Genomic DNA, 23,431 nt, shown 5'->3' on the forward strand with positions numbered 1-23,431 from the left:
CAGGAAAATAAAATAATTAAAATTTTAAAATAAAATTAGTTTATAAATTTAAAAAAATAAGGCGTAAAAAACCAAATTTTAAATCAATAAAATAGTTAAAAAACAGAGAAAATGAGTTTGAAAAGTGTCATGGTCAACTCCTTAAAAAATGGAGTCCTACCACCAGATTACCGCGAATTAATTAGGGTGGTAGAACGAAAGGGGGTTGACAGACTGGAGCTCATAGACCCAGCACGCACAGGGCGTCCCCCTCCCGTCCTACCGCAAAGAAAGGGGACGCAAGGGTCTAACGAATTATAGTATAACTACAATCCGCTATGAGCTTACGGTCTGTCAAAACCGTCTGGCAATGTAGGCCAGCAACGAAATAATAATCGGTGATTTTAAATACGTCAATTTAATATTTAAAATATTTTTGATTTAATAATAAAACTAAATAGATTTTAAAATAAAAATATTATTATTAACTTTTTATTTATATTCGATGAGAAAAAATAATAAATATAGAAATATTTTGCCAGTTCCAAAAAAGAACTTGATTGTTAAGATCTATTTTTGTCGTTTTTATAGAGATAAGAATGGAACGAGTTGTCATCACAGGTATGGGAATTAATTCTTGTATTGGAAATACATTAGAGACAGTAACCGAGTCCTTAAAAGCAGGCCGCTCAGGCATTCGCTATAACGATGTCTATGCAAAACTAAACTTTCGGAGTCATGTGAGCGCCACTGCCGAAATGAATTTTGAAAATATTGATCCAGAATTAAAAAAACACATGGGCGTTTGCGCGATGTATGCCTATAACTCGGCACTCGATGCGTTACAACACGCCAAGCTTAACGCAAGTGACATTGCCAACAACTCAAAATATGGCGTGATTGGAGGAACAGGCGGCACTTCAACAGCGTCTATCATCGACATGCTAAACACCTTAAAAGAAAAAGGCGCAAGCGAAGTATCGCCTGATTTAGCACCACGCTACCTAACAAATACCATTAGCGCTAATCTGTCACGTGCTTTCAACCTAAAAGGCGTATCTCAATCTATCGCGAGTGCCTGTGCGACTTCAGCCGATGCAATTGGCTATGCATATCACCTTATTGCTGCTGGTAAACAAGACCTCATGCTGGCAGGTGGCGGCGAAGAAGACCATTGGTCGCAAACTGCAATATTCGATGCAATGGGCGCATTATGCTCTAAATACAACGATGCCCCAGAAACAGCTTCACGCCCATATTCAGTCGATAACGACGGCTTTGTGATCGCTGGCGGCGGTGGCATGGTGGTTTTGGAGTCTTTAAGCCATGCCCAAAAACGCGGAGCAAAAATCTTGGCTGAAGTGGTTGGCTATGCTGCCAATAGTGATGGTGTCGATATGGTGGCTCCAAGTGGTGAAGGCGCGACTCGTTGCATCAAATTGGCACTCGCAGAAGCCAAGCAAAACGGCTCTGACACCATCGACTATATCAACACGCATGGTACTTCAACGCCAGCAGGCGACATTCCAGAACTATTGGCCATAGAAAGAGCTTTTAGTGGCGAAAAAGTACCGCCACTGAGTTCGACCAAGTCGATGACTGGGCATAGTTTGGGGGCAGCAGGCGTACACGAGGCTATTTATTCTATTTTAATGCTGCAAAATAACTTTATCGCGCCGAGTATTAATATTACCGAACTGCGCGAAGAAGCTAAAAAGTTCGATATTGTTCAAACAAGCCGAGAAACCGAACTAAAAACGGTCATGAGTAATAGCTTTGGTTTTGGTGGGGTAAATACCTGTCTGGTTTTTAGAAAATGGGAAGGGTAATTTAAAACTCGAAATATATATGGGCGTGAGAAAAAGAATAAATTTAAAAAGTTAAGAAAAGCGTAATGGATTACGCTTTTTCTCTCATCAGAAATAGTTTAAGCAGCTTGAATGGCTTCACCACACAGAGAAACCGTTTCTTGTTTATGCTGGTGTAAGTACCAGAACTGATCCGCAACTGTTTCTGGATGCACCGCGTAGGTTTTATCCTTCGCTTCAGGGGTTCCATCTACAAAGCCATTTACAATCACTTGGCTAACATAAACATTTGAGTCAGCAAGACTATGAGCAAGCAAATTGGTGGCTTTATATTGAGCGGCAGCAGTAGTTGCTAACGATGAGTACTCTTTGGCAACCAAGTCGATGCCTACTGCATCGAAAGCAAAAATTCCGTTTGTCGATAAAATACTACCGTGGTTCTTCTCTAAATCACCTAAGCAAGCTTGTACCGTCGCAATATAGCTCGAAACACGAATATGAAAGCTTTTAGTAAGCTCTAGTGGAGGGGTTTTTAAGATATTGCCTTCAATATCATGGAAAGCATTCCAATGAATATTTTTAATCTCTCCTAATTGATCTTTAATGCGTTTAATTAGGTTTGGTATATCTTCAAGAACTGCTAAATCACATGTAAAAGCGTAAGCTTCAATACCTTGTGCTTTAAGTTCTAAAATGGCTTTTTCGAGTTTTTCAGCATTACGTGCCACTAAACCGATTTTATAGCCTTCTTTACCAAACTTATGTGCTACGGCTTTGGAAATACCTGTTCCATAACCAAAAATTATAATATTGTTGTTCATTATAAAGTTCCAAAAAACCAATTATTTGGTTAGAAATAGTTTATAATATGTTTTTATAATGTATTCAAGCGAAAAAATTAAATCTAAAAATAATGCAGAAAGAACGAGACAAAAATATGAAAAACATTAATTAAGTCAGTTGGTTTTGAATGGTCTGGATGGGATACTTATTTAGAGAATAAGAGGATGAAAAAATTATCTTTTTTCACTATAGCTAAAAGTAAGGTTAAGAATATTGTGAGTGTAGGTGTTTGTAAATGAGGATTATTTTCTTATATTTTTTATTGGTTGTTCCTAGTCTTTCTTTTGCTAATACTGTGAGTGAATTTTTTTTAAAGTTTCAAGAAAAGAATAATTATTATATTTATAAGGATAAACCAGAGAAATGGATCTATGAGTGTGCTGTGGAGGCGAATAAGAAAGAAAGCTCTACGAATATTAATTCTGTAAGTTTTGATCAAAAGAATCAGTCCATTAAATTCTCATTTGATACCCCTGATCAACCATTTTATAAAGTAACTAAAATTTTGAAAATTAAGCCTAATGAGTATGAGGTGTATTTCCAAGATAAGAATATGGGAAGTAATTTTAACTTTGAGGTTATTTTAAAAAGTAATGGTATTTCAGAATGGATTTTTCATACACCTAATGAAGATACAGAAAACTTCATCGATAGAAGCTTTACCTTAGTGAGTTTCAATGAATCTCCAAAGTTTAATATAACGAACAAGTGTAAATAGCAGGAATGAAAAGTAGAGTTCTCTTGTGGTCTAAGCGCAAGAGATTCTACATAGACAAATCATACTTCACTGGCGTTAGACTCTTTTTATAGTCGGGTGCCTAATTGCTTAAAACAGTTAATGGTTTGGTAAAATAAACCGAAAAATACAAATAAATTGGAATTTAAATATAACTAATTATGGCTAAATGGGAATAAATTCTTTTAAATTTGTCTAATGACGTAAAAATTCCCAAAAATATTAAAAATTAGCTTTTCTTAGAAAAACAATCCCGCAGGGTGCTGGCTAAACTATATCTCAAGGGTGTGATAGGGATCGAAAAGAGTAGCATGCACCAAAACGTATAACGTTAGTGTGTACTCACCCAAAAGGTCTCGATTCGGCTTAGGACGCTATAGATCAAAAGTTTATAGGCATAAGGTTCTAACTTACAAAGTTATAATTGTTGAAGTAAACCATAGATGTTTTCCCTTGACACCCTAAAAAATTCTCTATAATAAAAACGATACTTTACAAGAATATAATTTATGAATAAGCCTTATCTTTCTGCTTTACCTACCGACAGTCAAATCTCATCTCAATTGAACAATGCTTACTTCCACGACTCGTGGAGTATTGTGCTTGGTCAGCCCGACCTGAACGTATTTCAACAACTTATTAAGCTATTTCAACACACTCCAGCGTGGATAGAGTGGAGCATGAATATGCGTAATAAAATTACTTCAAAGATTGGGCTTAAAGATTTAGGAAGTTTTAAGCAAATTGATTCGAATAAAAAAGAAAATGAGTATGTCGCAGGCGACCGAATTGGAATTTTTACCTTACGGCAACGTACCGAAAATGAGTTAGTGATTGGAGACGATGACAAGCACTTAAATGTGACTTTATCTGTTTATAAAAATGAAGATAGCCAAGTGCTTACAGTGACTACAGTAGTACATATTAAAAATTGGCTTGGAAGACTGTACATGGTGCCTGTGATTCCTGCCCACCGAAAAATAGTGCCAGCAACTTTACAGATATTGGGTTAGAGCACTATTTTTATTTACGATGTGTTAGGCCGAAATCGTTTATATACTAATCTTATTATCATAATAATGGGCTGAATAATATGGACAATAAAAATCAGTATCGCCAATGCGCCGTATGCGGAAAGAGTTTTCCCTTGAAAGATCTGGTCTCTGGTGAAGTCATTCGAGATGTGATTGGTGAAGAAATCTTGAAAGATTATCCAGAGTGGTCTTTTTCAACTTTTATTTGTCGTGCTGATTTGGCGGACTACCGTATTAAATATGTGCAGTCCCTATTACGTTCAGAAAAGGGGGAGCTAACCACTTTGGAGAATGAAGTAATTGGTAGTATGCAACGGCATGAACTCATTACTCGTAATACAGAGACAGAGTTCGATCAGAATTGGACTTTGGGTGAAAAGTTAGCAGATAAAATAGCTTCATTTGGTGGAAGTTGGGTCTTTTTAACTTGTTTTGGGCTGTTTTTAGTGGCTTGGATCCTTTTTAATACCGTAGTGATGGTGGTGCATCCTGTTGATCCTTATCCATTTATTTTGCTTAACCTGATTTTGTCATGTTTGGCTGCAATTCAGGCACCTGTCATTATGATGAGTCAGAACCGTCAAGAAGCCAAAGATCGCTTACGTTCGCAACATGACTATCAAATTAATTTAAAAGCTGAGCTTGAGATTCGTCATTTACATGAAAAAATGGATCATCTTTTATCGCATCAGTGGGAAAGGCTTGCACATATTCAAGAAATTCAGCTCGATCTTTTAGCTGAAATGAATAAAAAGCGATAAAGATTTTTCGAGTTTCACGTGGAACATGAGCATAGCTTATAGATTGTTTTGCGGTAGGTCTGAAATTTCTTTATGATCTGCCGCCATGCTCCATTGCTGTTTCTACGACCATGCCTTTAAATGACAACTTTGTTTACGCTCCACCACAAGATCCGCTTTCAATTTTATTTGAAGATGACGATTTGATTGTGGTTGATAAACCTGCGGGATTGTTGTCTGTGATGGGTCGCTTACCTGAGCATCATGACAGTGCTTATTTAAGGGTGCTAGAAAAGTTTCCTTTGGCTAAAGTGACGCATCGTTTAGATATGGCAACGTCGGGCCTACTTATGTTTGCCAAGCACCGTGATGCAGAAGTTGCGGTAAGTAAAATGTTTCAGGCCAGAACAGTCAAAAAACATTATATTGCTTTGGTGCAAGGCCAAGTCGCACAAGAGGGTAGTGTTGAAGTTCCTCTCATTACTGACTGGGAAAATCGCCCAAGACAAATTGTACATTTTGAACTAGGCAAACACGCTAAAACCTTGTTTCAGCCTTTGGTTTATGATGAAAAAATCGATCAAAGTCGAGTGTTACTTGAACCAGTCACAGGGCGTTCGCACCAGTTACGTGTGCACATGATGCATATTGGACACCCGATTATGGGTGACAAGTTATACCATCCTGAACCGAAACGTTTTCATTTAAGCCGTATGGCTTTACATGCTGCGTATCTGGCTTTTCAGCATCCATTGAAAGGCACAGATGTGGTCATTCAATCCCAAGTGCCTTTTTAAAATTTATATACAATTAAAAATTCAATTTGATGCAATTGGGAACGGAATATATACCCAAACTGCAATAAAAGTCGGGTATTCTTGATGTCGAATAATATTAATACTGCGACAACAACAAGGATCACTTTATGACTCGTGACTACGAACAATTTCCAGATGACGATAACGGCAATGTACTTTGGCAAATGGCTGAAGATGGGGATGATTTAACCGAGCTGCATGAAATTGAATTTTCAATTGCTTTTCAAGATCAAAAAAATGCAGAGCAATGTGCACTCTATTTACTTTACCAAGAACAAAAAGTTTCACTTTTCCAAGATGACTCTGTTGAGCCAAACGAGTGGGTGATTACCATCTTTGTCAATATGGAACCTGAGTATTCAGATATTGTTGATTTGGAACAATGGTTTGCTAGCATCGCTGAAAAATTTCAAGGTGAATATGATGGATGGGGTTGTATGGCCTATGTCTTCGAGGAAGGCGACGACGAAGATGACCTGTTGCAGTAAGGTCTAAAATAAAGAGTAGGAGATAATCATGAACCTATCTCAAAAACAAATTGCAGTACGGTTTTTAGAGCTTGCCGCAGCTGGCGAAGTCGATGAAGCCTATAGCAATTACACCGCACCGAACTTCAAGCATCACAACCCTTATTATGCGGGTGATGCAACTTCTTTAAGAGAAGGGATGCGTGAAAGCGCGGCGGAAACTCCAAACAAAGTCTTTGACGTTCAACATGTCATTGAAGAGGGCGATTTGGTGGCCGTGCATTCTAAACTTGAAATGCAAATGAATGGGTTAACCACCTTGGCCGTGGTTCATATTTGTCGTTTTGAAAATGGAAAAATTGCTGAGTTTTGGGATATTGGCCAAGTACAGCCCGACCCAATCGTCAATGAAAATGGTATGTTCTAATAAAAAAAGCCCGAAATAATTCGGGCTTTTTATTTATGTATGAATTAAAACTTCCACTGTGCCGAAATTGAAGCGTTGAGTGGTTCTCCTGGTTGAACCCATAAATCGCTATAGCTTGAAACATAGTAAGTTTTATCAAACAGGTTGTTCACATTCAGCTGATAGCGTAAGCGGTCTGATGGGGCATAGTAGCCATTTAGATTGACCAGTGTATAACTTGGTAAATTAAAGCCATTATCAAGATTATGTCCACTGCGTTCGCCTACATAAGTAAGGTTGGCACCTACGCCTGCTTTTCGTGGACCTTCTTGTAGAAACTCATAGTTAGTACTTACAGCGCCTTGGTGTTTTGGAACATTGCTTAGACGTGCACCCTTTGCCAAGTCTTGGTCTTTTTCAATTTGAGCATCGGTATAACTATAGTTTGCATTGACGAACCAACGGTCAGTGATTTGGCTATTTAAGTCAAACTCAATTCCTTTACTGCTTACTTCGCCTGCTGCAGTTTGAAAGTTACTGTCGATCGGATCGGTTGTGAGTACATTTCGTTTTTTCATTTTAAACAAAGCGAGACTCAGCACACTTTGGTCATTCACTTTATATTTGGTACCGACCTCGTAGCTTTCGCCTTTTTCAGGGGCAAAAGTCTGACCATTTCGGTTCATACCACTATTCATGGCAAACGAGCGGCCATAGTTGGTATAAAACGACCATTGGTCAGAGGCTTTAAAATTTACTCCGAAACGCGGACTATTTTGATGAAGTGTCTGGTTGCTTTCAGTCTGTGTCAGGTGATTTTTAAAGTCTTGTTCGACCTGATCAAAACGATTGCCGAATAGCACACTCCACTGATCATTGAAAAAGATCTGGTCTTGTAAATTAAGCGCAAAGTAACGCTGCTGTTCTTTGGTGTTAGTAAACGGAGCTAAGTTCGGTAAATATTTGCCGTATTCAGGTTGGTAGATATCAATTGTGTTTGTTGAGCTTGTGCTGTGATTGCGACGAAGCTGGTTTTGCTTATAATCGAGTTGACCAAGTTCAGTTGAAAGTAAAATTTCATGACGAGCCCACGACGTATCAACCTTGCCAAGTAACTCTGTCTGAGCCAGAACATCTTCACTTGTATAATCACGATAGCGACGTTGACGCTCTAAAGTACGTCCATCGGCTTGCATACGGCGAGGCTCGGTTGCAAAGCCGACCATTTTGGCGTCTTTATAACTGACAGCACTGTTTAGTTTCCAGTCAGGGTTAAATTCGTGACTTAGACGTAATTGGTAAAAGTAATCTTTTATTTTTAAATCGCCATCGTCAGGTTCACCTGTAAAGGTTTTCGGGTCCATCACAAACTCATGATTGACTGTGCTGACACCGCGGTCAAAGGTTCCTTTATGCTCTGTAAATTCACTGTCAAAGTCGAGTTGTGTCTGGTCTGAAATTTTCCATGTGAGCTGTGGTGAAAAGAACCAGCGTTCACTGCTGACATGATCACGGAAGCTTTGATTATCTTCGTGAGCCACGGCTACGCGATAGGCCAGTTCATCGTTAATAGGCGCGGTATGCTCCAGACTAATTCGATATTGTTCTTGGGTATTGGCGCGTAGGTTAACTTCACTTTCGCTTTCCCACTGTGGTTTTTTACTGTTGAGGTTCAGCAAACCACCTGTTTCGCCGCGGCCATATAAAGCTGCCATCGGCCCTTTTAAAAACTCTAAAGATTCAATGTTCACTACATCTTTTAGAGCGCTAATCCCTCGGTTGACACTCAAACCATTACGGATCATAGAGGCACCTAAATTGGGATCGGTATTAAAACCACGGAAAGAGTAATTATCCCAAAAGCCGCCACCAAAACTGTTTTGATGAAAAACCCCACTCACCAAGCTTAATGCGTCATCAATCCGTTGAACGTCTTGTTGTTCCATCATTTGTTTTGAAACATAAGCACGGTTAAAAGGTACGTCTAAAACATCGTGAGAGAATTTAGTCGCCGAGCTATTTTGGCTCACATCTTTTTGGGTGCTTTCAGCCTGAATACGTATAGTTTCAAGTACCGTTGATGTTTCTTCTGCCCAAGTGAATGTCGATATAAATGATAGACCCAACGAAGACAACAATCCTAATTTGTGTTGCATAAATAATCAGCCATGAAAGACAAAAGAACTATAATGTAATAGTATAACGTTACATTATTTTGTTGATTACTGCTATGTCTTTAGAAAAGAATATTGAACGTTTACAGTCGATTGATGCATTGCGTGGTTTGGTGATCATCATTATGTTGCTCGACCATGTAAGAGAAACTTTCTATTTACATAAACAGGTTACCGATCCAATGGACGTAACAGTAACAGAACCAGCATTATTTGGCAGTCGATTATTGGCACATATTTGCGCTCCGGTTTTTGTACTTTTAACCGGTATTTCTGCATTTTTATTTCAGTCAAAAAAACAAAATTTACAGCAAACACGTGCTTTTCTATTAAAACGCGGCTTATTTTTGATTGTATTAGAGCTTACGCTTGTGAATTTTGCATGGACAGTGACTTTTCCACCCGAAGTCATTTACTTACAGGTGATTTGGGCGATCGGTATTAGCATGGTGGTGCTAGCTTGTTGTGTAAGTTTGCCTTTGCCAATTCTTGCTGGTGTAGCGTTGGTCATTATTTTTGGGCACAACTTATTAGATTCTGTGCACTTCTCACAAGGCATCCTACAGAATATATGGTTCGTTTTACATGAACGTGGCTGGATTGAATTTGCGGGTATCAAGCTTCGTACAAGTTACCCTGTTTTACCTTGGATTGGGGTGATTTTATTAGGCTACGTTTTAGGTCAGTTATTTAGTTCAAAATATACAGCAAAGCAAAGAGGCCGCGCTTTACTCAGCCTTGGTTTGGCAAGTATTGGGTTATTTGTTTTACTACGTTTTATTAATGTTTATGGTGATCAGCCATGGCAGTATTTTGAGTCATTACAACTGAGTTTGATGAGCTTTTTTAATCTCACCAAGTATCCACCATCTTTGTTATTTATTTTGCTAAATGTTGGGATCGGTTTGATTGTGTTGGTTGCTTTTGAGCATATGCAGCAATATTCATTTTTAAAACCATTGGTGGTGTTTGGCTCGGTGCCTATGTTCTTTTATTTATTGCATTTATATGTGCTGAAACTGATGTATGTGTTTGCACTAAATATGTGGGGAGCCAACCACGGAAATTACTTGTCGGTCAACCATGTATGGATGCTGTGGTTAATTACGATTGTGCTGTCTTTTGCACTCTACCCAGCGGTTAAGTGGTTCTCAAAGTTCAAACATCAAAATAAACATATTTCGATTTTAAAATATTTCTAATTTTCAAACGTGAGTAAAGCAAGTTTAGAGAGAACTCGCTTTACTTACTCACATCTAGATATAGAGTTTCTTTGACTTCTTCCATGACCACATAACTGTGTGACGATGCCGAAGCGGGAAGTTTCTTTAATAGATCTCCCAATAAGCGGCGGTATGCGCTCATTTCTTTTAAACGCGCTTTTACAAGGTAGTCAAATTCACCTGAAATAAGATGACATTCGAGCACTTCAGGAATCTCAACTAAGTCTCTGGCCACTTGGTCAAATACATCACCAGATTTGGCAGATAACTTAATTTCTAAAAAGACGAGAAGGTTGCGGTCTACGTAAGCTGGGTTTAAACGGGCGTAATAACCCATGATAATGCCATCGCGTTCGAGACGCTTTACACGCTCTGAACAGGGGGTGGTCGATAGGTTGACTCTCGATGCCAATTCACTAATCGCAATTCGTCCTTCACGCTGCAAAATGTCCAGAATCATGCGATCTATACGATCTAGGGGGCGCATAGATATTTCCTCTTTTTTTAAAATTCTCGTGAGAAAAACATAAATTTACCTAGATTATAGCCTGAAAAACAGTGAAATAAACTATTGAAGCAGAAATATACTAGTGAAATAAACTGGTGTGCGTGAGGGAATGGAAATGCGCGTAATTGTTTTAGGTAGCGGCGTTATTGGAGTGGCAAGTGCCTATTATCTAGCTCAACAAGGAGCTGAGGTCACTGTTCTTGATCGCCAGTCAGGTCCTGCTGAAGAAACAAGTTTTGGTAATGCAGGTCAAATTTCGCCTGGGTATTCGACTCCTTGGGCAGCACCAGGAATTCCTTTTAAAGCTGTGAAATGGATGTTCCAACACCATGCTCCGCTTGCGATTAATTTAGATGGCAGCATGTGGCAATTACAGTGGATGGCGCAAATGCTAAAAAACTGTAATCCGCAAAGTTATGCTGTGAACAAAGAACGTATGATGCGCGTGGCTGAATACAGCCGTGACTGCTTACGTGAACTTAGAAAAGATACGGGCATTAACTACGAAAACCGTGCAAAAGGCACGTTGCAGTTATTCCGTAAAGAAGCACAAATGGAAGCGGTTCAACGCGATATTAGCGTGCTACAAGAGTGCGGCGTAAGCTACGAATTATTAAATGGCAACGAACTTGGTCGTGTAGAACCAGCGTTGGCAAATGCACAAGATAAACTCGTTGGTGGTTTACATTTACCAAATGACGAAACAGGTGACTGTTATTTATTTACCAATGCTTTAGCTCAAATTGCTAAAGAGTTGGGTGTTAACTTCCAGTTTAACCAAAACGTAGAAAAGTTGATTGTTGAAGGCGATCAAATTAAGGGCGTTTTGGTCAATGGTAAGGTCTTAACTGCAGATCGTTATGTACTAGCGTTTGGTAGCTATTCACGTGATTTCTTGAAACCACTCGATCTACAGTTACCTGTATATCCTGTCAAAGGTTACTCGTTGACGATTCCTATTATTGACCCTGCTTTTGCTCCGCAATCTACAGTGCTTGATGAAACCTACAAAATTGCGATTACTCGTTTTGACCAACGTATTCGCGTAGGTGGTATGGCAGAGTTAAGTGGCTTTAACTTAGGTCTAAACGAAGACCGCCGTGCAACCTTGCAAATGGTGACTCAGGACTTGTTCCCGGGTGGTGATATGGCACAGGCGTCTTTCTGGACAGGTTTACGTCCAATGACTCCAGACAGTACCCCAATTATTGGTGCGACTCGCTTCAAAAATCTGTTCTTGAATACAGGTCACGGTACTTTAGGCTGGACCATGGCGTGTGGTTCAGGAAAATTAATCAGTGACATCGTATTGAATCATAAGACTGATATCAGTACCGATGGTCTTTCAATTCAGCGTTATTCACACGCACATGCGGCTTAACAGACGTTAGGAAATTAATCATGCCTCGTCCTATTACTGCAGTGATCCACCGTCAAGCCTTACAAAATAACTTGGCGGTGGTACGCAAGGCTATGCCAAACAGTAAGGTCTTTGCCGTTGTAAAAGCCAATGCTTATGGACATGGCATTGAACGTGTTTATGAAGCATTTAAAGCAGCAGATGGCTTTGCCTTACTTGATCTTGATGAAGCAAAACGAATTCGTGCTCTAGGTTGGACAGGTCCAATTTTATTGCTCGAAGGAGTTTTTTCTCCTCAAGATTTATTTGATTGTGTGCAGTATCAACTCAGTTTCACCATTCATAGTGAAGCGCAAATCGAGTGGGTAGAAAAGCATCCTTATCCAGCTCAATTTGATGTTTGCCTAAAAATGAACAGTGGTATGAACCGTCTTGGTTTTAAACCACAACACTATGTTCAGGCTTGGGAGCGTTTAAACAACTTGGCGAACGTATCCAATATTACGCACATGATGCATTTTTCAGATGCAGATGGTGATCGATTTGGACAGCAGGGTATTGATTATCAAATTACTGCCTTTGAAGAAATTGTAAAAGATTTACCGGGTGAAAGGTCGGTAAGTAATAGTGCGGCAATTCTGCGTTATCAAGACCAGCTCAAATCAGATTATGCCCGTAGCGGCATCATGCTTTATGGCAGCTCGCCGGACTACCCGACCCATAGTATTGCGGATTGGGGCTTACAACCGACCATGAGCTTACGCAGTGAAATTATTTCCGTTCAGCATTTAGAGCCGAATGAAAGCGTAGGTTATGGCTCAAACTTTGTGGCAGAACAACCCATGACGATTGGGATTGTCGCTTGCGGCTATGCCGATGGTTATCAACGTATTTCACCCACAGGCACGCCTGTTTTAGTGGACTCAGTACGCACTCGTACAATTGGCCGTGTCAGCATGGATATGTTGGCAGTTGATTTAACAGGCATTGAGAGCGCCAAAGTCGGCAGTGAAGTTGTACTTTGGGGCCAATCAAGTACAGGCGTCGTTTTACCTATTGATGATGTCGCTGTTTCATCCGGTACGGTGGGTTATGAACTGATGTGTGCTGTCACTGCCCGTGTTCAATTTATTAATCAGGTATAAGGAAATCCGAATGTCTAATTCAGATATACAAAAGATTAACACTAACGAAGTCATGAGCGCCGTGACTGTTTTTAACAAAGTGGTTTATTTGTCAGGTCAGGTACCTAAAAATACCGAGCAAGACGTGGCAGGCCAAACTCGTGAAATTCTTGCAACGATTGATGAACTTTTGGCACTTGCTGATACCGATAAATCTCGTTTGCTTTCTGCGCAGCTCTATTTGAAAAATCTTTCTGACTTTTCAACCGTAAATGCAATTTGGGTTGACTGGTTAAAAGGGTGTGTTGCTCCATCGCGTGCCACAATTCAGGCTGATTTGGTCAATCCAAATTGGTTAATTGAAATTGCCGTGACGGCAGCACAAAAGTAATTCGTTTTTACTCCAAAAATGATGATGTATCTAACAGAAGGAAGATAGATACGGTTTATCCAGTCATTTTTTGGTGAACAGATTCAGTAACCTATGGCATACGGTTCGATTTTCGCCATAGGTTGCTGATCTTAACAAAGGAATTCAAAAAGGAATTTTAATATGACAACGGCTCGTCATTCAGATGCAGAAAATTCTCCTGATCATCTGCAACGAAAACTGTCTAACCGTCATTTACAACTGATTGCTATTGGCGGTGCAATTGGAACCGGCCTATTTATGGGCTCGGGCAAAACAATCTCCCTCGCAGGTCCTTCAATTCTTTTGATCTATATGATTATTGGAGGCATGTTCTTTTTCTTAATGCGTGCAATGGGTGAGTTACTTCTTGCAAATCTGCATTACAAATCTTTTGTTGATATGGCTCATGACCTGATTGGTCCTTGGGCGGGTTACTATTTGGGTTGGACTTATTGGTTGGGCTGGGTGCTGGTCGGTATTGCGGATCTTTCAGCAGTCATTAACTATTTGAGCTTCTGGTTGCCCGATGGAGCAAGCTTCTCTCCAACACAACAAGCCATGATTAGTGCAGGCTGCGTATTGTTTGTGATGGGCCTTAACCTCCTAACAGTACGCCTATTTGGTGAAATTGAATTCTGGTTTGCACTCATTAAGATTCTGGCGATTATTGGCCTGATTGGAGTGGGTGGCTACATGATTTTCAGCCATTTCCAAGCTCCTCAAGGTGCTGTTGCAAGCATTAGTAATGTCTGGTCACATGGCGGTTTATTCCCGAAAGGCACGGAAGGCTTCTTGGCAGGATTCCAGATTGCTGTATTTGCTTTTGTCGGGGTAGAACTGGTAGGTACAACGGCTGCCGAAACGAAAGATCCACAGAAAAACTTGCCTAAAGCAATTAATGCGATTCCGGTACGTATTATTCTGTTCTATGTGTTGGCACTATTTATTGTGATGTCAGTAACCCCGTGGGATCACATTCGTGCAGATAAAAGCCCGTTTGTTGAGTTATTCTTAAATGCGGGTATTCCGGTTTCAGCCATCATCATGAACTTGGTGGTGCTGTCTTCAGTGATGTCATCAATGAACAGCGGTGTGTTTTCAACCAGTCGTATGTTGTTTGGTTTATCGAAAGATGGTCAGGCACCAGGTGCATTTGGTCGTTTATCAAAACGCGCAGTTCCTTCAAATGGTTTAATTTTCTCTTGTACTTTTATTATGGGCGGAGCAGTGCTTCAGTACTTTGTTCCAAATACCATGGAGGCATTTACTTTAGCAAGTTCACTGTGTGTGATTCTATTCATTAGTGTCTGGAGTCTCATTATGGTGTGCTATTTACGCTATCGTAAATTACGTCCTGAATTACATGAAAAATCTACTTTCAAAATGCCGGGTGGCGTTTGGATGAGTTATGTGGTTTTGGCATTCATGCTTTTTACTTTGGTTATCTTGGCGCTAGAGCCAGATACTTTAAAAGCTCTGTATGTCAGTCCAGTATGGTTGATCATTTTAGGTGTTACCTATCATATGTTGTACAAACCACGTATGAAAAAGCTAGGACGTGAACTCGTTAACGATCATTAAGTTTTATTAAAAAGCCAATCAATCATGATTGGCTTTTTTTATTTTCATCAGTTTTTTTATCGGAATAATGTTGTTTATTTTTGAATCAATAGCACAGTTTAGAGGGGGGTAGAAAAGCGACATCTTGTATTACCGCATGCTACACTCCGGCTAATCTGGAGAATCCAGATATGTTAATTAAAATTGCCGTGAAGGCAGTACATAAATAATGTGACTTAAAAAAACAGGACAAACGATTTATCAATTAAGGAAAAAATATACTTGAACATCTTGTCCTGAGGTATAGACTCAGCAACCCACGATATACGGTTCGTTTTTCTCCCTATAGGTTGCTGATTTTAAGTTAAGCAAAATATAAAAAGGACTTCTAATATGACAATGGTTCATCATCCCGATGAGGCAAGCTCCCCTGATCATTTACAACGGAAATTAAATAATCGCCACTTACAAATGATTGCAATTGGCGGTGCAATTGGAACCGGCCTATTCATGGGCTCGGGCAAAACCATCTCCCTCGCAGGTCCTTCAATCCTCGTGATTTACATGATAATTGGTGGCATGTTCTTTTTTCTGATGCGTGCATTGGGTGAACTACTGCTTGCCAACTTACATTACAAATCATTTGTCGATATGGCATATGATTTGATTGGACCATGGGCTGGCTATTATATAGGCTGGACTTATTGGTTAGGCTGGGTACTGGTCGGTATTGCTGACTTGTCTGCGGTCATTAACTATTTAAGTTTCTGGCTGCCTGAAGGCGCCAGTTTCTCACCAATGCAACAGGCCATGATTAGTACAGGCTGTGTACTATTCATTTTAGGGCTTAACCTTCTTACGGTGAAGTTGTTTGGTGAAGTTGAATTTTGGTTCGCACTCATTAAGATTTTGGCCATTATTGGCCTGATTGGAGTCGGTGGTTACATGCTCCTTACTCATTTTCAAGCTCCGCATGGTGAGGTTGTGAGTGTAAGTAATGTGTGGTCGCATGGCGGCATATTTCCAAAAGGCGTAAGCGGATTTTTGGCAGGTTTCCAGATTGCCGTGTTTGCCTTTATTGGTGTGGAGCTGATTGGTACAACTGCCGCTGAAACGAAAGATCCAGAGAAAAATCTACCGAAGGCAATTAACGCGATTCCTGTACGTATTATTCTGTTCTATGTGTTGGCACTCTTTGTGGTGATGTCAGTAACACCTTGGGATCACATTCGTGCAGATAAAAGCCCATTTGTTGAGTTGTTCTTGAATGCGGGTATTCCTGTTTCAGCCATCATCATGAACTTGGTCGTACTGTCTTCAGTGATGTCTTCAATGAACAGTGGTGTGTTTTCAACCAGTCGTATGCTTTTTGGTCTATCAAAAGATGGTCAGGCGCCAAGTGCATTGGGACGTTTATCAAAACGTGCTGTACCTTCAAATGGTTTGATTTTCTCATGTATTTTCATTATGGGTGGAGCAGTGCTTCAGTACTTTGTTCCAAACACCATGGAAGCATTTACTTTGGCAAGTTCACTCTGTGTGATTCTCTTTATTAGTGTATGGCTTCTGATCATGGCATGCTATTTACGTTACCGTAAGTTGAGTCCTGAGCTTCACGCTGCATCAACCTTTAAAATGCCGGGTGGCGTGTTAATGGCGTATGTTGTTATTGCATTTTTCTTGTTCACTTTAGTGATTTTGGCACTAGAGCCAGATACATTAAAAGCACTCTACGTTAGCCCAGTATGGTTGGTGGTTTTGGGTATTACCTATTATGCATTCTATAAACCGCGTATGAAAAAACTAGGCCGAGAAGTTTTTTAATTATCCTTTCTCGATTTACCAAAAAAGCCAATCATGATTGATTGGCTTTTTTATTGAGATGTCTAATCAACCAGTAAGTGTTGATATTTATCGGCTTGTTTACGCAAATAATCCCATACGAGTTTAATGCGCGGTTCATGCTGTAAATCAACGAAGGTTAGCATCCAGAAGGTATGAGTAAAGCGAACTTGCTGCTCTAATACCTCTTCGAGTTCAGGTTTATCGTCTGCTAGAAACTTGGGCAAAATCGCAAGCCCTGCACCCGCACTGACCGCAATTTGCTGGGCCAAAATACTGCTGCTACGGAAGTTAGCATTGAGCTTTAAAGGTAACCGCTCTAAACAGTACAGCTCGGGGCTATACACCAGATCATCAATATAGTTTACAAAGCGATGCTGGGTTAAATCTTCTAGACGTCGAATAGGAGGGTTTTGCGCTAGATAGTTTTGGCTGCCATAAATTTTTAAGCAGTAGTCTGATAAGCGCGTAATGATGTAGGGCCCGGATGTTGGGCGTTCAATCGACACCACAATATCTGCTTCACGGTGTGAGAGCTTAATCATTTTTGGTACTGGAATCAGATCGATGGTGAGCAGTGGGTATTGAATAGAGAACTCAGCCAGTAAGCGTGCTAAAAACGCAGTTCCAAAACCTTCAGGTGTGCCAATTCGCACACGACCTTGCAAAGGTTGATGTGGTTTTTCAATTTGTAAGAAGGCCTGTTCCATTTGCTCAACTCGAGGAACCAGTGCCATTCCTTCGAGCGTCAGCTCATAGCCCGTTGCCTCACGCTTAAATAAGGTTGTACCCAAAGCAAGTTCTAGCGCCTGAATCCGTCTAGCCACCGTACTATGCTCGACACCAATAATACGTGCAGCATTAGTTAAGGTTTTAGTGCGAGCTAAAACCAGAAAAAACTGTAGATGATCCCAATCCACTTTCATTTTTGTTATTGTCCCTGTGCATATTTGCACAACAATCGTGCATGAATTTGCGTTGGTGGTCAAAGCTTTCTTTGTTAGTCTCAAATGAAACCTGAATAAAGAAAATACATAGATCAGTATTTTCTAATAACTGAACACAATAAAAATATGGCCTACGGAGAGGTTATGAACACAATCCAAAAAATCGAATTGGAAACCGCTAAATTACTCATTAACGGACACTTTATCGAATCTAAAACACAGGAATGGCAAGACATTGTTAATCCTGCTACTCAGGAAGTAATTGGTCGCGTACCATTTGCTACAGTTCAAGAAGTTGACGCTGCTATTCAAGCTGCACAAGATGCTTTTGCTTCTTGGCGTCAAACGCCAATTCAGGCACGTATGCGCATCATGCTTAAGTTACAAGACTTGATTCGTGCCAACATGAAAGAAATTGCACAAGTACTAACGGCTGAACAAGGCAAAACCTTGGCAGATGCTGAAGGCGATATTCAACGTGGCCTAGAAGTAGTGGAACATGCCTGTTCGATCGGCACTTTGCAAATGGGTGAATATGTCGAAGGTGTAGCACGTGGTGTAGATACCTATACCTTGCAGCAACCTTTGGGTGTCTGTGCTGGTATTACGCCGTTTAATTTCCCTGCCATGATTCCACTTTGGATGTTCCCAATGGCAATCGTGTGCGGCAATACCTTCGTTTTAAAACCATCAGAACAAGACCCGTTATCAACCATGATGTTGGTTGAACTTGCGATTCAAGCAGGTATTCCAGCAGGTGTGCTGAACGTTGTGCATGGCGGTAAAGAAGTGGTTGATCGTTTATGTACCCATAAAGACATTAAAGCGATTTCATTTGTAGGCTCAACTGCAGTCGGCACACATGTTTATAACCTTGCAGGTCAACATGGCAAACGCGTGCAGTCGATGATGGGCGCAAAAAACCATGTGGTTGTCATGCCAGATGCCAATAAAGAACAAACCTTAAATGCCTTGGTGGGTGCAGCATTTGGTGCTGCTGGGCAACGCTGTATGGCATTGTCTGTTGCAGTCATGGTGGGTGAGAGTAAACAGTGGATTCAAGAGTTAGTTGAAAAAGCGAAAACCTTAAAAGTAAACGCAGGCCATGAGCCAAATACTGACATTGGCCCAGTCATTTCAAAACGTGCCAAAGCGCGTGTAATTGACTTGATTAATAGCGGTGTTGAGCAAGGTGCAGAACTTCTGCTTGATGGACGTAATGTGCAAGTACAAGGCTATGAGTCGGGTAACTTTGTAGGTGCAACGATTTTTAGTGGCGTAAATACCGACATGCGTATTTATAAAGAAGAAATCTTTGGTCCCGTGCTTTCGATTATTTGTGTAGACACACTCGATGAAGCGATTGCATTGATCAATGCTAATCCATTTGGTAACGGTGTAGGTCTATTTACCCAAAGCGGTGCGATTGCACGTACTTTCCAAAACCTTATTGATATTGGTCAAGTGGGTATCAACATTCCAATTCCTGTACCTGTGCCTTTCTTCAGTTTTACTGGTTCAAGAGGTTCAAAACTCGGCGATTTGGGACCATACGGCAAACAGGCTGTGCAGTTCTATACCCAAACCAAAACCATTACCAGCCGTTGGTTTGAAGATAGCCATGAAGTTGGCGGTGTAAACACAACCATTAGTTTACGTTAAGGGGATCACGGATGAATATCGCCTTTATCGGTCTAGGCAATATGGGCGGCAAAATGGCCCATAACCTACTAAAAGCCGGAATCAAAGTGTATGGTTATGACCTCAGTGAAGTTGCTATTCAGCACTTCGCCGAGGCAGGTGGCATAGTCTGCGACAGCCCTCAGGCAGCTGCAAAACAAGCAGATGTGGTCATTACCATGTTGCCAGCTGCAAAGCATGTTAAAGAGGTTTACTTGGGTGAAAATGGTGTCTTAGAAGTGCTAAAAGCAGGTAGCTTATGCATTGATAGCAGTACCATTGACCCGCAAACCATTAAAGACATTGCCGCTGTTGCACAGAGTAAAAATATTAAAATCTGTGATGCACCTGTCTCTGGCGGAACCATTGGAGCTCAAGCGGGAACCTTAACCTTTATGGTGGGTGCTGATGATCAAACCTTTAACGACGTAAAACCTGTACTCAGCCACATGGGCAAAAATATTGTTCACTGCGGTGATGTGGGCGCAGGTCAAATTGCCAAAATTTGCAATAACCTGATTTTAGGTATTTCAATGGCTGCGGTGGCCGAAGGCATGGCGTTGGGGGTGAAACTCGGCATTGACCCACAAGCATTGGCGGGGGTAATTAATACTTCGAGTGGTCGTTGCTGGAGTTCGGATGTATGTAACCCATGGCCGCATATTAATGAAAATGCGCCTGCATCTCGGGGCTATCAAGACGGCTTTGCGACTCAGCTGATGCTAAAAGATTTAGGACTCGCTGTAGAAGCCGCGGGCCAAGTCAAACAGCCAGTGGTATTAGGGGGCATGGTGCAACAGCTCTATCAGCAAATGTGCATGCGTGGTAATGCCAATCTCGATTTTTCGAGCATTATTCAGCAATACCTGCCACAAGAGGCATAACGGTAAAGCCAAAGGATGGCTTTAAACCAATAAATCAAACCCTGTCGTGAATAACAACAAATCCGGACTGAGGGAAAAGATATGATGGATTATCAAAATGCTGTACAGGCTTTCGATTTGGAAAGTACTGCAAAACAGATGTTGTCAGGTTCACTTGATGCACTTAACGCATGTTATGAATGCTGTGATCGACATGCAAATGGCGACAAAATCGCGCTGTATTGGCAAGGAAAAGACGGACGAAAAGAGCAATATACCTTCCGTGAATTAAAAGAATGGTCAAGTCAGTTTGCTAACTTTCTAAAATCACAAGGTGTAAAAGCAGGCGACCGTATTTCAGGTCTATTACCAAGAACACCTGAATTGATCGTGACTATTTTTGCAGCTTGGCGAATTGGTGCAGTCTATCAACCACTCTTTACTGCGTTTGGCCCAAAAGCGATTGAGCACCGTATTCAGCTTGCACAAAGTAAGCTGGTGGTGACCGATATGGGCAACCGTAGCAAGCTTGATGAAATTGAAAATTGCCCTGCAATTGTGACGGTGGCTGACGCACAAGGCACCCCGCTTAAAGCAGGTGATTTTAATTTCTGGAATGAAGTGAAGCAGCAGTCCGATCAATGTGATCTGGTGATGCGTAGCATCCAAGATCCTTTCTTGCTTATGTTTACTTCAGGCACTACAGGACCAGCGAAACCATTGGAAGTGCCACTAAAAGCATTGATTGCCTTTGGGCGATATATGCAAGATGCCATTGGTTTAACCGAAGAAGATTCATTTTGGAATATTGCCGACCCGGGTTGGGCGTATGGTTTGTACTATGCGATTACTGGGCCATTATTCTTGGGCCACGCTACTTTGTTTTATGAAGGTGGGTTCAGCACAGATAGCCTATGCCAAATTGTGAAAGATTATAAAGTTAACAACTTGGCAGGCGCACCAACTGCTTACCGCATGATGATGGCAGCTGATCCAGCGCAAATGGCGCCGTTAAAAGGGCAGTTCCGTGTGGTGAGTAGTGCCGGTGAACCGCTGAATCCAGAAGTCATTCGCTGGTTTAAACAAGTCCTTGATGCTCCAATTTATGACCACTATGGGCAAACCGAAGTGGGTATGGTGGTGTGTAATCATCATGGTTTAAAACATGAAATTCATGCTGGTTCAGCAGGTTTTCCAAGTCCGGGCTACCGTGTTGCGATTGTTAGTGAACAAGGTGAAGAACTTCCGCCTGACACACCGGGAATTTTAGCAGTCGATATTAGCCAGTCTCCAATGATGTGGTTTGGTGGCTACAAAGAAAGCCGTAAATCGCCTTTTGTTGGTCATTACTATTTAACGGGCGACACTGCCGAGTTACATGCCGATGGCAGTATGAGCTTTGTAGGACGCAGCGATGATGTAATCACCACATCGGGTTACCGCATTGGTCCATTCGATGTAGAAAGTGCTCTGCTTGAACATGATGCTGTGATTGAAGCAGCAGTGATTGGTGTGCCTGACCCAGACCGTACCGAAGTGGTTAAGGCATTCGTGATTTTATCCGCGACTACTCAACCATCAGAAACACTTGCTGAAGAACTTAGTCAGTTTGTTAAAAGACGACTTTCTGCTCATGCTTACCCACGATTAGTTGAATTTGTGAGTGAATTACCTAAAACTCCAAGTGGCAAAATTCAGCGCTTTTTATTGCGTAATCAAGAAATTGCTAAACAACAAGCTAAAGCAGGGTAAAGGAAATAATAATGCAATTTACCGAAGAACAATTACTTATCCGTGACATGGCGAAAAGTTTCGCCCAAGAACAAATTAAGCCTAATGCTAGCGATTGGGATCGAGACGGAACTTTCCCAAAAGAGACTCTGGCTCAAATGGGGCAACTCGGTTTTATGGGTATGCTTGTTTCAGAGCAATGGGGCGGTTCAGACACGGGTAACTTAGCCTATGTACTGGCACTCGAAGAAGTTGCGGCGGCAGATGGTGCAACCTCAACCATCATGAGCGTACATAACTCGGTTGGTTGTGTGCCTATTTTAAAGTTTGGTACCGATGAGCAAAAAGAACGCTTTTTAAAACCTTTAGCACAAGGTGAAATGATCGGCGCTTTTGCCCTAACTGAGCCGCATACAGGATCGGATGCGGGAGCCATTAAAACCCGAGCGGTGAAAGATGGCGACGATTACATTTTAAATGGTGCTAAGCAGTTTATTACCTCGGGTAATAATGCCGGTGTCATTATTGTGTTTGCGGTGACCGACCCGAGCGCGGGCAAAAAAGGTATTAGTGCCTTTTTAGTCCCACGCGAAACACCAGGCTATGAAGTGATTCGTGTAGAAGAAAAGCTCGGTCTGCATGCGTCAGATACCTGCCAGATTGCACTGACCGATGTGCGCATCCATAAAAGCCTGATGCTGGGTAAAGAAGGTGAGGGCTTGAAAATCGCTCTTGCCAATTTAGAAGGTGGACGTATTGGTATTGCTGCACAAGCGGTCGGTTTAGCACGTGCGGCGCTCGAAGAGGCGACCCGTTATGCCAAAGAGCGTATTACTTTTGGAAAACCAATTTTTGAGCATCAAACCATCGCGTTTCGTCTTGCCAGTATGGCAACTGAAATTGAAGCAGCGAGACAACTGGTTCACTACGCTGCGCGTTTAAAAGAAGCAGGTCAACCGTGTCTCAATGAAGCTTCAATGGCCAAGTTATTTGCTTCAGAAATGACTGAACGTGTGTGTTCGAGTGCGCTACAAGTGTTTGGTGGCTATGGTTACCTCAGAGATTTCCCTATTGAACGTATTTATCGTGATGCACGTATTTGTCAAATTTACGAAGGCACAAGTGATATCCAACGTTTAGTGATTGCACGTAGTCTATAAAATCAGAACAAGGAAT

The 23,431-nt window shown here is 41.2% G+C and carries 21 protein-coding genes; 17 read left to right on the forward strand and 4 right to left on the reverse strand.

Going from position 1 to position 23,431, the window contains the following annotated elements; translation table 11 throughout:
• Positions 1–578: 578 nt before the first annotated feature.
• Positions 579–1,808, forward strand: a complete 1,230-nt coding sequence (locus RMA95_RS07175) for a beta-ketoacyl synthase N-terminal-like domain-containing protein (protein ID WP_311070003.1) — start codon at positions 579–581, stop codon at positions 1,806–1,808.
• A 98-nt stretch (positions 1,809–1,906) separates the two neighbouring features.
• Here RMA95_RS07175 and RMA95_RS07180 read toward each other — a convergent pair whose 3' ends face one another.
• Positions 1,907–2,608: an SDR family oxidoreductase gene (locus tag RMA95_RS07180; protein ID WP_002050560.1), complete on the reverse strand. Its 702-nt coding sequence runs from the start codon at positions 2,606–2,608 to the stop codon at positions 1,907–1,909.
• Between the two features lie 257 nt (positions 2,609–2,865).
• On the opposite strand from RMA95_RS07180, the gene RMA95_RS07185 reads away from it, so the two are divergent.
• From RMA95_RS07185 to RMA95_RS07210, 6 genes are all read left to right on the forward strand, one after another.
• Complete coding sequence (locus tag RMA95_RS07185) at positions 2,866–3,348, forward strand: hypothetical protein (RefSeq protein ID WP_311070004.1); 483 nt, start codon at positions 2,866–2,868, stop codon at positions 3,346–3,348.
• Positions 3,349–3,875: 527 nt separating this feature from the next.
• A complete protein-coding gene (locus tag RMA95_RS07190) occupies positions 3,876–4,379 on the forward strand; it encodes a DUF2867 domain-containing protein (protein WP_311070005.1) in 504 nt (167 codons plus the stop codon).
• Positions 4,380–4,459: 80 nt separating this feature from the next.
• Positions 4,460–5,161 carry a DUF1003 domain-containing protein gene (locus tag RMA95_RS07195; protein ID WP_023274344.1) on the forward strand — a complete coding sequence of 234 codons (702 nt, stop codon included), beginning with the start codon at positions 4,460–4,462 and terminating at the stop codon, positions 5,159–5,161.
• A gap of 110 nt (positions 5,162–5,271) precedes the next feature.
• Positions 5,272–5,937 (forward strand): RluA family pseudouridine synthase, encoded by a 666-nt coding sequence (locus RMA95_RS07200; RefSeq protein ID WP_192455730.1) that lies wholly within the window; start codon positions 5,272–5,274, stop codon positions 5,935–5,937.
• A gap of 128 nt (positions 5,938–6,065) precedes the next feature.
• Positions 6,066–6,446 carry a ribonuclease E inhibitor RraB gene (locus RMA95_RS07205; RefSeq protein WP_004795383.1) on the forward strand — a complete coding sequence of 127 codons (381 nt, stop codon included), beginning with the start codon at positions 6,066–6,068 and terminating at the stop codon, positions 6,444–6,446.
• A gap of 28 nt (positions 6,447–6,474) precedes the next feature.
• Positions 6,475–6,852, forward strand: coding sequence for a nuclear transport factor 2 family protein (locus RMA95_RS07210; RefSeq protein WP_151822154.1), 378 nt, complete (start codon positions 6,475–6,477; stop codon positions 6,850–6,852).
• A gap of 44 nt (positions 6,853–6,896) precedes the next feature.
• Here the strand turns inward: RMA95_RS07210 and RMA95_RS07215 are convergent, their stop codons facing one another.
• The gene (locus RMA95_RS07215) at positions 6,897–8,987 is read right to left on the reverse strand and encodes a TonB-dependent siderophore receptor (RefSeq protein ID WP_311070006.1); all 2,091 of its coding nucleotides are present in this window, start codon (positions 8,985–8,987) and stop codon (positions 6,897–6,899) included.
• Positions 8,988–9,061: 74 nt separating this feature from the next.
• On the opposite strand from RMA95_RS07215, the gene RMA95_RS07220 reads away from it, so the two are divergent.
• A complete protein-coding gene (locus RMA95_RS07220; RefSeq protein ID WP_311070007.1) occupies positions 9,062–10,207 on the forward strand; it encodes a heparan-alpha-glucosaminide N-acetyltransferase domain-containing protein in 1,146 nt (381 codons plus the stop codon).
• A 40-nt stretch (positions 10,208–10,247) separates the two neighbouring features.
• Here the strand turns inward: RMA95_RS07220 and RMA95_RS07225 are convergent, their stop codons facing one another.
• Positions 10,248–10,715 carry an Lrp/AsnC ligand binding domain-containing protein gene (locus tag RMA95_RS07225; RefSeq protein ID WP_001247568.1) on the reverse strand — a complete coding sequence of 156 codons (468 nt, stop codon included), beginning with the start codon at positions 10,713–10,715 and terminating at the stop codon, positions 10,248–10,250.
• Between the two features lie 136 nt (positions 10,716–10,851).
• On the opposite strand from RMA95_RS07225, the gene RMA95_RS07230 reads away from it, so the two are divergent.
• From RMA95_RS07230 to RMA95_RS07250, 5 genes are all read left to right on the forward strand, one after another.
• Positions 10,852–12,117 (forward strand): D-amino acid dehydrogenase, encoded by a 1,266-nt coding sequence (locus RMA95_RS07230; protein WP_311070008.1) that lies wholly within the window; start codon positions 10,852–10,854, stop codon positions 12,115–12,117.
• 20 nt (positions 12,118–12,137) lie between these two features.
• Entirely contained in the window at positions 12,138–13,241 is a 1,104-nt protein-coding gene (gene alr / locus RMA95_RS07235) for an alanine racemase (protein WP_134263399.1), read from the forward strand.
• Positions 13,242–13,251: 10 nt separating this feature from the next.
• Positions 13,252–13,611 (forward strand): RidA family protein, encoded by a 360-nt coding sequence (locus RMA95_RS07240; RefSeq protein WP_049064657.1) that lies wholly within the window; start codon positions 13,252–13,254, stop codon positions 13,609–13,611.
• Positions 13,612–13,773: 162 nt separating this feature from the next.
• Positions 13,774–15,213, forward strand: coding sequence for an amino acid permease (locus RMA95_RS07245; protein ID WP_311070009.1), 1,440 nt, complete (start codon positions 13,774–13,776; stop codon positions 15,211–15,213).
• 378 nt (positions 15,214–15,591) lie between these two features.
• Entirely contained in the window at positions 15,592–17,016 is a 1,425-nt protein-coding gene (locus RMA95_RS07250; protein ID WP_081400358.1) for an amino acid permease, read from the forward strand.
• A gap of 62 nt (positions 17,017–17,078) precedes the next feature.
• Here the strand turns inward: RMA95_RS07250 and RMA95_RS07255 are convergent, their stop codons facing one another.
• Positions 17,079–17,960, reverse strand: a complete 882-nt coding sequence (locus RMA95_RS07255) for a LysR family transcriptional regulator (protein ID WP_000861801.1) — start codon at positions 17,958–17,960, stop codon at positions 17,079–17,081.
• Between the two features lie 165 nt (positions 17,961–18,125).
• On the opposite strand from RMA95_RS07255, the gene RMA95_RS07260 reads away from it, so the two are divergent.
• The 4 genes from RMA95_RS07260 to RMA95_RS07275 all read left to right on the forward strand — a co-directional run bounded on the left by RMA95_RS07260 (position 18,126) and on the right by RMA95_RS07275 (position 23,415).
• Positions 18,126–19,643 (forward strand): CoA-acylating methylmalonate-semialdehyde dehydrogenase, encoded by a 1,518-nt coding sequence (locus RMA95_RS07260; RefSeq protein WP_311070010.1) that lies wholly within the window; start codon positions 18,126–18,128, stop codon positions 19,641–19,643.
• An 11-nt stretch (positions 19,644–19,654) separates the two neighbouring features.
• Entirely contained in the window at positions 19,655–20,545 is an 891-nt protein-coding gene (gene mmsB / locus RMA95_RS07265) for a 3-hydroxyisobutyrate dehydrogenase (protein ID WP_311070011.1), read from the forward strand.
• 81 nt (positions 20,546–20,626) lie between these two features.
• Positions 20,627–22,276, forward strand: coding sequence for an AMP-binding protein (locus RMA95_RS07270; protein WP_311070012.1), 1,650 nt, complete (start codon positions 20,627–20,629; stop codon positions 22,274–22,276).
• A gap of 11 nt (positions 22,277–22,287) precedes the next feature.
• Positions 22,288–23,415 (forward strand): acyl-CoA dehydrogenase family protein, encoded by a 1,128-nt coding sequence (locus RMA95_RS07275; RefSeq protein ID WP_002118030.1) that lies wholly within the window; start codon positions 22,288–22,290, stop codon positions 23,413–23,415.
• The last annotated feature ends 16 nt before the right edge of the window (positions 23,416–23,431 follow it).

This window comes from Acinetobacter sp. V110_1 (genome assembly GCF_031798975.1).
In the GTDB taxonomy this organism is placed as follows: domain Bacteria; phylum Pseudomonadota; class Gammaproteobacteria; order Pseudomonadales; family Moraxellaceae; genus Acinetobacter; species Acinetobacter nosocomialis_A.

What these genes read in the sequence shown, in the direction of transcription:
- RMA95_RS07200 (WP_192455730.1), top strand. Translation starts at nt 5,272, where the DNA reads ATGCCTTTAAATGACAACTTTGTTTACGCTCCACCACAAGATCCGCTT.
- RMA95_RS07245 (WP_311070009.1), top strand. Translation starts at nt 13,774, where the DNA reads ATGACAACGGCTCGTCATTCAGATGCAGAAAATTCTCCTGATCATCTG.
- RMA95_RS07185 (WP_311070004.1), top strand. Translation starts at nt 2,866, where the DNA reads ATGAGGATTATTTTCTTATATTTTTTATTGGTTGTTCCTAGTCTTTCT.
- RMA95_RS07230 (WP_311070008.1), top strand. Translation starts at nt 10,852, where the DNA reads ATGCGCGTAATTGTTTTAGGTAGCGGCGTTATTGGAGTGGCAAGTGCC.
- RMA95_RS07215 (WP_311070006.1), bottom strand. Translation starts at nt 8,987, where the DNA reads ATGCAACACAAATTAGGATTGTTGTCTTCGTTGGGTCTATCATTTATA.
- RMA95_RS07270 (WP_311070012.1), top strand. Translation starts at nt 20,627, where the DNA reads ATGATGGATTATCAAAATGCTGTACAGGCTTTCGATTTGGAAAGTACT.
- RMA95_RS07260 (WP_311070010.1), top strand. Translation starts at nt 18,126, where the DNA reads ATGAACACAATCCAAAAAATCGAATTGGAAACCGCTAAATTACTCATT.
- RMA95_RS07225 (WP_001247568.1), bottom strand. Translation starts at nt 10,715, where the DNA reads ATGCGCCCCCTAGATCGTATAGATCGCATGATTCTGGACATTTTGCAG.
- RMA95_RS07195 (WP_023274344.1), top strand. Translation starts at nt 4,460, where the DNA reads ATGGACAATAAAAATCAGTATCGCCAATGCGCCGTATGCGGAAAGAGT.
- RMA95_RS07255 (WP_000861801.1), bottom strand. Translation starts at nt 17,960, where the DNA reads ATGAAAGTGGATTGGGATCATCTACAGTTTTTTCTGGTTTTAGCTCGC.
- RMA95_RS07180 (WP_002050560.1), bottom strand. Translation starts at nt 2,608, where the DNA reads ATGAACAACAATATTATAATTTTTGGTTATGGAACAGGTATTTCCAAA.
- RMA95_RS07210 (WP_151822154.1), top strand. Translation starts at nt 6,475, where the DNA reads ATGAACCTATCTCAAAAACAAATTGCAGTACGGTTTTTAGAGCTTGCC.
- RMA95_RS07275 (WP_002118030.1), top strand. Translation starts at nt 22,288, where the DNA reads ATGCAATTTACCGAAGAACAATTACTTATCCGTGACATGGCGAAAAGT.
- mmsB (WP_311070011.1), top strand. Translation starts at nt 19,655, where the DNA reads ATGAATATCGCCTTTATCGGTCTAGGCAATATGGGCGGCAAAATGGCC.
- alr (WP_134263399.1), top strand. Translation starts at nt 12,138, where the DNA reads ATGCCTCGTCCTATTACTGCAGTGATCCACCGTCAAGCCTTACAAAAT.
- RMA95_RS07250 (WP_081400358.1), top strand. Translation starts at nt 15,592, where the DNA reads ATGGTTCATCATCCCGATGAGGCAAGCTCCCCTGATCATTTACAACGG.
- RMA95_RS07205 (WP_004795383.1), top strand. Translation starts at nt 6,066, where the DNA reads ATGACTCGTGACTACGAACAATTTCCAGATGACGATAACGGCAATGTA.
- RMA95_RS07190 (WP_311070005.1), top strand. Translation starts at nt 3,876, where the DNA reads ATGAATAAGCCTTATCTTTCTGCTTTACCTACCGACAGTCAAATCTCA.
- RMA95_RS07175 (WP_311070003.1), top strand. Translation starts at nt 579, where the DNA reads ATGGAACGAGTTGTCATCACAGGTATGGGAATTAATTCTTGTATTGGA.
- RMA95_RS07240 (WP_049064657.1), top strand. Translation starts at nt 13,252, where the DNA reads ATGTCTAATTCAGATATACAAAAGATTAACACTAACGAAGTCATGAGC.
- RMA95_RS07220 (WP_311070007.1), top strand. Translation starts at nt 9,062, where the DNA reads ATGTCTTTAGAAAAGAATATTGAACGTTTACAGTCGATTGATGCATTG.